Annotated in this window: 4 protein-coding genes and 2 pseudogenes; all 6 read left to right on the top strand. The window is 52.6% G+C overall.

Annotation, left to right across the window (positions count from 1 at the left end):
- A pseudogene (locus BG74_RS18270) lies at positions 1 to 139 on the top strand (trigger factor); the annotation flags it as partial.
- 388 nt (positions 140 to 527) lie between these two features.
- The gene (gene clpP, locus BG74_RS08675) at positions 528 to 1,151 is read left to right on the top strand and encodes an ATP-dependent Clp endopeptidase proteolytic subunit ClpP (RefSeq protein WP_066597881.1); all 624 of its coding nucleotides are present in this window, start codon (positions 528 to 530) and stop codon (positions 1,149 to 1,151) included.
- 150 nt (positions 1,152 to 1,301) lie between these two features.
- Positions 1,302 to 2,576, top strand: coding sequence for an ATP-dependent protease ATP-binding subunit ClpX (gene clpX / locus BG74_RS08680; protein ID WP_066597889.1), 1,275 nt, complete (start codon positions 1,302 to 1,304; stop codon positions 2,574 to 2,576).
- A gap of 218 nt (positions 2,577 to 2,794) precedes the next feature.
- Complete coding sequence (gene lon / locus BG74_RS08685) at positions 2,795 to 5,155, top strand: endopeptidase La (RefSeq protein WP_066597884.1); 2,361 nt, start codon at positions 2,795 to 2,797, stop codon at positions 5,153 to 5,155.
- Positions 5,156 to 5,368: 213 nt separating this feature from the next.
- Positions 5,369 to 5,641: a nucleoid-associated protein HU-beta gene (hupB, locus tag BG74_RS08690; protein WP_066597885.1), complete on the top strand. Its 273-nt coding sequence runs from the start codon at positions 5,369 to 5,371 to the stop codon at positions 5,639 to 5,641.
- A gap of 230 nt (positions 5,642 to 5,871) precedes the next feature.
- A pseudogene (gene ppiD / locus BG74_RS08695) lies at positions 5,872 to 7,752 on the top strand (peptidylprolyl isomerase).
- The last annotated feature ends 231 nt before the right edge of the window (positions 7,753 to 7,983 follow it).

Here is a 7,983-nt window from a genome sequence, read left to right on the forward strand (position 1 = left end):
CAGGAATAAAGAGCTGATGGACAACATGCGCAACATGGCGCTGGAAGAACAGGCAGTTGAAGCGCTGCTAGCCAACGTGCGCGTTACGAAAAAAGAAACCAGCTTCAACAAGTTTGTGAATCAGCCGAGTGCGGCGTAATCGCCGCCGTCTTCGGGCCGAGAGCAGGCCTAAGGTTCATCCGTCATCCTTATAGCTTGTCATCCTGCGGTGGCAGGCTTTTTATTTATAATAAGCTTTTCTTGACGGTGATAAATAGCCCTATATTAATGGGTAAATAGTGTTAAAACAGAGTGAGCCGCGGGAATACCTGGCAACGCCCAGTGCTGAAATAATGCCGCTGCGGCCTTGAAGGGGGCGCAGCGCTCCCCCAACTAGAGGGGAAAGTGAGAAATTCCTCACTGGCGGAAGAGGGGCCGAAACCTCTCCCAGCAGACCAGCGACATCTTGGGATATAGCGATGACGTCGTATCTCACATAAAATCGGGAAACCCTAGAGGCACCGAAAGCTTTTTTCTAGGAGACGGTAATGTCATACAGTGGTGAACAAGATAATTTTGCACCCCATATGGCTCTGGTACCGATGGTGGTGGAACAGACTTCACGCGGAGAGCGTTCATACGATATCTTTTCGCGCCTGTTAAAAGAACGGATTATCTTTATGACCGGCAAGGTAGAAGATCATATGGCGAGTTTAATCGTCGCGCAGATGATGTTTTTAGAAGCGGAAAACCCGGAAAAAGATATCTATCTGTACATTAACTCACCGGGCGGGGTCATTACCGCTGGGATGTCGATATATGACACCATACAGTTCATCAAACCGGATGTCAGCACATTCTGCATGGGGCAGGCCGCTTCCATGGGAGCTTTCCTGCTGGTGGCCGGCGCTAAAGGCAAACGCTTCTGCCTGCCTAACTCGCGGGTCATGATCCATCAGCCACTGGGCGGATTCCAGGGCCAGGCCACCGATATTGAAATTCACGCCCGGGAAATCCTTAAGGTCAAAGCGCGGATGAATGAGTTGATGGCGCAACATACGGGCCAGCCTCTTGAAGTAATAGAGCGTGATACCGAACGCGATCGTTTTCTCTCCGCGCTTGAGGCGGTAGACTATGGTTTAGTGGATTCCGTATTGAGCCAGCGCGTGTAATTGCCTAATGGCGGGAAAGGATAGGCTATAGTTAATGTAGTGCGTCGTGCGGAAGCGTCAGCGCTTCCAGCGGCCGGTTTTGAGTTCAACCGTCGCGTTGCTGCCCTGGTTAGCCTGCGGAACAGAGAGATGGAAGAAAGAGGTTTACTGATGACAGATAAGCGCAAAGACGGTTCAGGAAAGCTGCTGTGTTGCTCTTTCTGCGGTAAAAGCCAGCATGAGGTGCGGAAATTGATCGCTGGGCCATCGGTGTACATCTGCGATGAATGTGTCGACTTATGCAACGACATTATACGCGAGGAGATAAAAGAGGTCGCGCCACACCGTGAACGTAACACGCCGCCGACGCCCCATGAAATACGTCACCACCTGGACGATTATGTAATCGGTCAGGAAAAAGCCAAAAAAGTGCTCGCGGTGGCGGTGTACAACCACTATAAGCGCTTACGTAATGGCGACACCAATAACGGTATCGAACTCGGCAAAAGCAATATCTTACTGATTGGCCCGACCGGCAGCGGCAAGACCTTGTTGGCGGAAACGCTAGCACGCTTCCTGGATGTGCCTTTCACCATGGCCGACGCCACGACTCTGACCGAAGCCGGGTATGTGGGTGAGGATGTGGAAAACATCATCCAGAAACTGTTGCAAAAATGCGATTACGACGTGCAAAAAGCCCAGCGCGGGATTGTGTACATTGATGAGATCGATAAAATCTCTCGTAAATCGGACAATCCTTCCATTACCCGAGACGTCTCCGGTGAAGGGGTGCAGCAGGCGCTGCTGAAACTGATAGAAGGCACCGTGGCCGCAGTGCCGCCGCAAGGCGGGCGCAAGCATCCCCAGCAGGAGTTCCTACAGGTGGATACTTCGAAAGTCCTGTTTATCTGTGGTGGCGCTTTTGCCGGCTTGGATAAAGTGATCGAGCAGCGCACCGAAACCAACCGCGGCATCGGCTTTAGTGCCACTGTTAAGGGCAGTTCAGAGAAAGTCACCGAAGGCGAACTACTGGCGCAGGTGGAGCCGGGAGACCTGATTAAGTTCGGTCTTATCCCGGAATTCATCGGCCGGTTACCCGTCGTGGCGACGCTGAATGAGTTAAGCGAAGAAGCGCTGATTCAGATTCTACGCAAGCCGAAGAACGCGTTGACTAAACAGTATCAGGCGTTATTCAACTTAGAAGGCGTCGATCTGGAATTCCGTGATGAAGCGTTGACCGCCATCGCTAAAAAAGCCGTGGCGCGCAAAACTGGCGCCCGCGGCCTGCGCTCCATCGTGGAGGGCGCACTGCTGGAAACCATGTACGAACTTCCTTCCCAGGACAGTGTGGAAAAAGTTGTGATCGACGAAGCGGTCATCGCCGGCCAATCGGAACCGTTACTTATCTACGGTAAGCATGAAGCGCAGCAGGCCTCCGGCAAGTAACGGGGTATCGCGCGGCGTGTGCGCCGATTGAGAGCGTCCAGGCGGGGGACTTTATCCCCCGTTTTCATTACTGGCTGCCGTTGATTTCATTACTGCCTGCTGTTGAATATAAGCGATTCGACCCCCATATACTCAAATACCTAATTGTTGAAACTGGCAAAAGCCGAGTTTTTTCGCATCCTACAAACCTGGCGGAAGCTAAACTAAGAGAGAGCTCTATGAATGCTGAGCGTTCCGAACGCATAGAAATTCCCGTATTGCCTCTGCGCGATGTAGTGGTCTATCCGCACATGGTTATCCCGCTGTTTGTCGGCCGGGAAAAATCGATTCGGTGTCTTGAAGCAGCCATGGATAGTGATAAAAAAATCATGTTAGTGGCGCAAAAAGAAGCGTCAACCGACGAGCCTGGTATTAATGATCTTTTTTCAGTAGGGACGGTATCGTCCATTCTGCAGATGCTTAAATTGCCCGACGGCACGGTCAAAGTGCTGGTGGAAGGGCTGACCCGTGCCCGTATCAAGGAGCTGGCGGACAGTGGCGATCACTTCACTGCCGAAGCGGGCTGTTTTAACGTGCCAGAACTGGATGAGCGCGAGCAGGAAGTGCTGGTGCGTACCGCTATCAATCAGTTTGAAGGCTATATTAAACTGAACAAGAAAATCCCCCCCGAAGTACTGACCTCCTTAAACAGTATCGATGATGCCGCCCGTCTGGCCGACACTATCGCCGCTCATATGCCGCTAAAGCTGGCCGACAAGCAGTCAGTGCTGGAAATGGCCGATGTGACCGAGCGGCTGGAGTATCTGATGGCGATGATGGAGTCGGAAATCGACCTCCTACAGGTAGAGAAACGTATCCGCAATCGTGTCAAAAAGCAGATGGAAAAGAGCCAGCGCGAGTACTATCTGAATGAGCAGATGAAGGCGATTCAGAAAGAACTAGGCGAGATGGACGATGCGCCGGATGAAAACGAGGCGCTGAAGCGCAGAATAGAGGCGGCCAAAATGCCGCAAGAAGCCCGGGAAAAGACCGAGGCGGAATTGCAGAAATTGAAGATGATGTCGCCGATGTCCGCCGAGGCAACCGTGGTGCGCGGCTACATCGACTGGATGTTATCGGTGCCTTGGCATGCGCGCAGCAAAGTCAAAAAAGACTTAGTCAAGGCACAGGAGACGCTCGATAAGGATCATTACGGGCTCGAACGCGTCAAAGACCGCATTCTGGAATATCTAGCAGTACAGAGCCGGGTTAGTAAAATCAAGGGGCCGATATTGTGCCTGGTGGGACCTCCCGGAGTGGGTAAGACTTCTCTCGGCCAATCCATCGCCAAGGCCACTAGCCGGCAGTATGTGCGCATGGCGCTAGGCGGCGTGCGTGATGAGGCGGAAATTCGCGGGCACCGTCGTACTTATATCGGCTCTATGCCGGGCAAGCTTATCCAGAAGATGTCCAAGGTCGGCGTGAAAAATCCGCTGTTCCTGCTCGACGAAATTGACAAGATGTCGTCGGATATGCGCGGAGATCCTGCGTCGGCGCTGCTGGAGGTGCTGGATCCCGAGCAGAACGTGGCGTTTAACGACCATTATTTAGAAGTGGACTATGATCTATCCGACGTAATGTTTGTCGCTACCTCTAACTCGATGAATATTCCGGCGCCGCTGCTCGATCGGATGGAAGTGATCCGTCTATCGGGTTATACTGAAGATGAGAAAATCAACATCGCCCGACAGCATCTGCTGCCTAAGCAGCTTGAGCGCAACGCCCTGAAGAAAGGCGAATTGACGGTGGAAGACAGCACGCTAGTGGGGATTACTCGCTACTACACCCGCGAAGCCGGGGTGCGCAGCCTAGAGCGGGAAATTTCTAAATTGTGCCGAAAGGCGGTGAAAACCCTGCTGATGGATAAGAGCACGAAACATATCACTATTAGCGCCGATAATCTAAAGGACTTCCTCGGTGTCCAGCGCTTTGATTACGGACGCGCGGAAGGGGAAAACCGTATCGGTCAGGTGACCGGTCTAGCGTGGACTGAGGTCGGTGGTGATCTGCTGACTATCGAGACCGCGTGCGTGCCTGGCAGGGGCAAACTGACCTATACCGGTTCGCTGGGAGAGGTGATGCAGGAGTCCATTCAGGCGGCGCTGACCGTGGTGCGCGCGCGCGCGGACAAGCTCAGGATCAACCCTGACTTTTATGAAAAACGCGATATTCATGTGCATGTGCCGGAAGGTGCCACCCCTAAGGATGGTCCAAGCGCCGGGATCGCGATGTGTACCGCGCTAGTGTCTTGCCTGACAGACAATCCCGTCAAGGCCAACGTTGCGATGACCGGCGAGATTACCCTGCGCGGTCAGGTATTGCCCATCGGCGGCCTGAAGGAAAAACTGCTGGCGGCGCACCGCGGCGGTATCAAAACCGTGCTGATTCCGTTTGAGAATAAGCGGGATCTGGAAGATATGCCGACCAATGTGATTAATGACCTGGATATTCATCCGGTTCAGCGCATTGATGAGGTGTTGAATCTGGCGCTGCAGAACGCCCCTTTTGGTATTGAAGTGGTGCCTGAAGCGGTAGAATAATGGTTTATGTAAAATAAACTAGTAAAAAGGCTAGCAGGCCAATTCGGACTTGCCAGCCTTTTTTTGTACCGCTAAGTTAGTGAGCTGTGTTGGGTTGGTTAGTGGGGGTAGGTTTAGTCTGTTCCAGCATACTGGGTTTGATATATATCAGCTGCACTGTCCCTTTTAAGGGAAAATCCGCCACGATAAGAGAATTCAAGAGGGGATGAAAAAGTGAATAAGTCACAACTGATCGACAAAATTGCCGCAGGTGCTAATATTTCCAAAGCAGCCGCTGGACGTGCACTAGATGTACTCATTGTTTCAGTTACCAAGTCGCTACAGCAGGGAGATGACGTTGCGTTGGTCGGGTTTGGCACCTTCACTGTACGCGAGCGTTCCGCCCGTACTGGACGCAATCCGCAAACCGGTAAAGAGATCACTATCGCCGCCGCTAAGGTGCCGGGATTCCGTGCCGGTAAAGGGCTGAAAGACGCAGTGAACTGATCAAGCTCCCTGTCTCGCATGGGTCAACTAGTACCTGACGCAGTCAGACGGGTAGGGTAGACAGGGTGCATCATCAGAATGCGTTTTTTGGATTGGCTGACCAGAGCATGGTTGGCACTCTCAGAGAGATAGTGTTAACGCGCAGTGTCTCCGGAGAGCTACAGCAGTCGGGAAAAGCCTGTTTACCAGCGCAGGCGTTTCATTCATTTATAGCGGAGTGTTGTCACACTATGATGGGCAGTTTACGCGCGGCCGCTAATTACATCGTGCTCAGAATTATTCTGGCGCTTATTATTGCTGTTTCATTCGTGCTGACCGGGGAAAGCAACTATCTTATCGACGGCGATGGCGACTACGCTGCCAAGGTAAACGGTCAGCAAATCAGTCGTGTGCAGCTGGAGCAGGCGATGCAGAACGAACATGACCACCAACCAGCAGGAATCCATGGATAAGCAGTTCTCCAAATTGGCGGCTAATGAAGGCTACATGAGCCAGATGCGCCAGCAAGGTGCTCTCGCGATTGATCGATGAAACCCTTCTGGATCAGTACGCGGGTAAAGCTGGGACTAGCTATATCAGCGACGATCAAATCAAACAGGCGATCTTCGCCATCCCAGCTTTCCACACCGAGGATAAATTCGATAACGCCAAATTTCGCTCCTTGATAGGCAATATGGAACTATCGCCGGATCAATACGCCGCGCTGATGCGGAAACAATTGCTTATCCAACAGCTCATACGGGGGATTGGCGGGCACTGCCTTCCTATTGCCGGCGGAAACTGACAGACTGTTGGCGGTGGCTGTGCAAACTCGTGACGCACGTCTGGCCCACTTTTGATATCATGGCACCGGCGGCGAAGCAAACCTCGAGCGACGATGAGATCCAAGCTAGTTACAACGCACACAAAAACCAGTACCTGTCGACGGAAACCTTAAAGTAAGATATATCTCGATGGACGCTGAAGCGATGCAGGAGAAAACTAGCGTCTACGAACAAGAGATCCAGTCCTGGTATGATTAGCACCATGATCAATTTACCATCCCCGCGCGTAAACGCTATAGCATCATCCAAAGCAAAACCGAAAGCGACGCTAATAACTAGCTGAAACAATTGCAGCAGGGCGCTGATTTCGGCGCCTTTGCCAAAGCCCACTCCACCGATGTCGTCTCAGCGAAAAACGGCGGCGATATCGGCTGGATAAGCGACAGTGATAACTTCGACGAAATGAAGCAGGCCAAACTGAGCGAAAAGGGGCCTAGCTGTCGGGCGTAATTAAATCTTCGGTGGACTTCCTTATCATACATCTGGACGATGTAGCGCCGGCGCAGGGCAGCCCATTGAGCGTGGTACATGATGAGATGGCGGCGAAGGTGAAACAGGAGAAAGCCATCGATGCCTATTATGCGCTGCAGAAAAAAGTGAGTGATGCGGCCAATAACGATAATGAGATGCTGGCATCGGCTTGAAGCTGCCACCGGTATCACGGCGCAAGAGACCGACTGATTCAGCCGGGATGACGTGCCCGCGGCGCTGAATTACGATATGGTGAAGCAGGTGCTGTTCGAGGGGACTCTATTGGGAAGCAATGGGGCACCGTGCAGCAATTCAGATGTGATCACCGTCGATGGCAACCGCGCTTTCGTCATCCGTATTGCCAATCACCGTCCCGAACATATGCAACCGCTTGAGGATGTATGTGCGCAGGTTGAGCAGAAAATGAAGCGCCAGAAAGCCGTAGAACAGGCTCGCGTGGATGCTGAAAAAACGCTCGTCGCCTTGAAGCATGGAAACGATAAAGAAGCCGAGGCGCTGCAGGTCTCTCCGGCCTGAGCTTCAGCGCCGCGCGGCATTTCTATTCCGCTAACCAAGGCGATCCCGCTGGCAAAAACCGTATTCACTTTGCCGCACTCGCCGTAGGGCAAAATCAGCTACGGCATGGCTACCAATGCGCATGGGGATATCGTCCTGATTGCGCTGGATAGCGTTACGCCGCGATTGCTTGATGAGCAGAAGCGCAAGGCATTCGTGAGCCAGTTGAATCAAGGGATGAACGGCATGGTGTTTGATGCGCTATTGACGAACCTGCGTGCAGCGGCGCAGATGCAATAATGCGACACTGACCGCACGCTACCTTTTAAATTTACCTTTAACTTTACTAACGGGCTGCTTTCGCGGCGGCTTGTGCTGCGTTTCTCATCGCGCGCGGTAGCGGGAATCGGGACGCCAAGGCGTGCTCTGCCATGGAGAGGAAAGTTGAGATAACCGATAATTTACAAGGACTTTAATGACCCTTATCGCTGTTTTTTCCCTGTAGCACGTCGAGCGGGCGTGGGGACCCCA

It is taken from the genome of Sodalis-like endosymbiont of Proechinophthirus fluctus (assembly GCF_001602625.1).
Taxonomy (GTDB): Bacteria; Pseudomonadota; Gammaproteobacteria; order Enterobacterales; family Enterobacteriaceae.

Coding starts and splice junctions, on each gene's coding strand:
- lon (WP_066597884.1), top strand. CDS start 2,795: ATGAATGCTGAGCGTTCCGAACGCATAGAAATTCCCGTATTGCCTCTG.
- clpP (WP_066597881.1), top strand. CDS start 528: ATGTCATACAGTGGTGAACAAGATAATTTTGCACCCCATATGGCTCTG.
- clpX (WP_066597889.1), top strand. CDS start 1,302: ATGACAGATAAGCGCAAAGACGGTTCAGGAAAGCTGCTGTGTTGCTCT.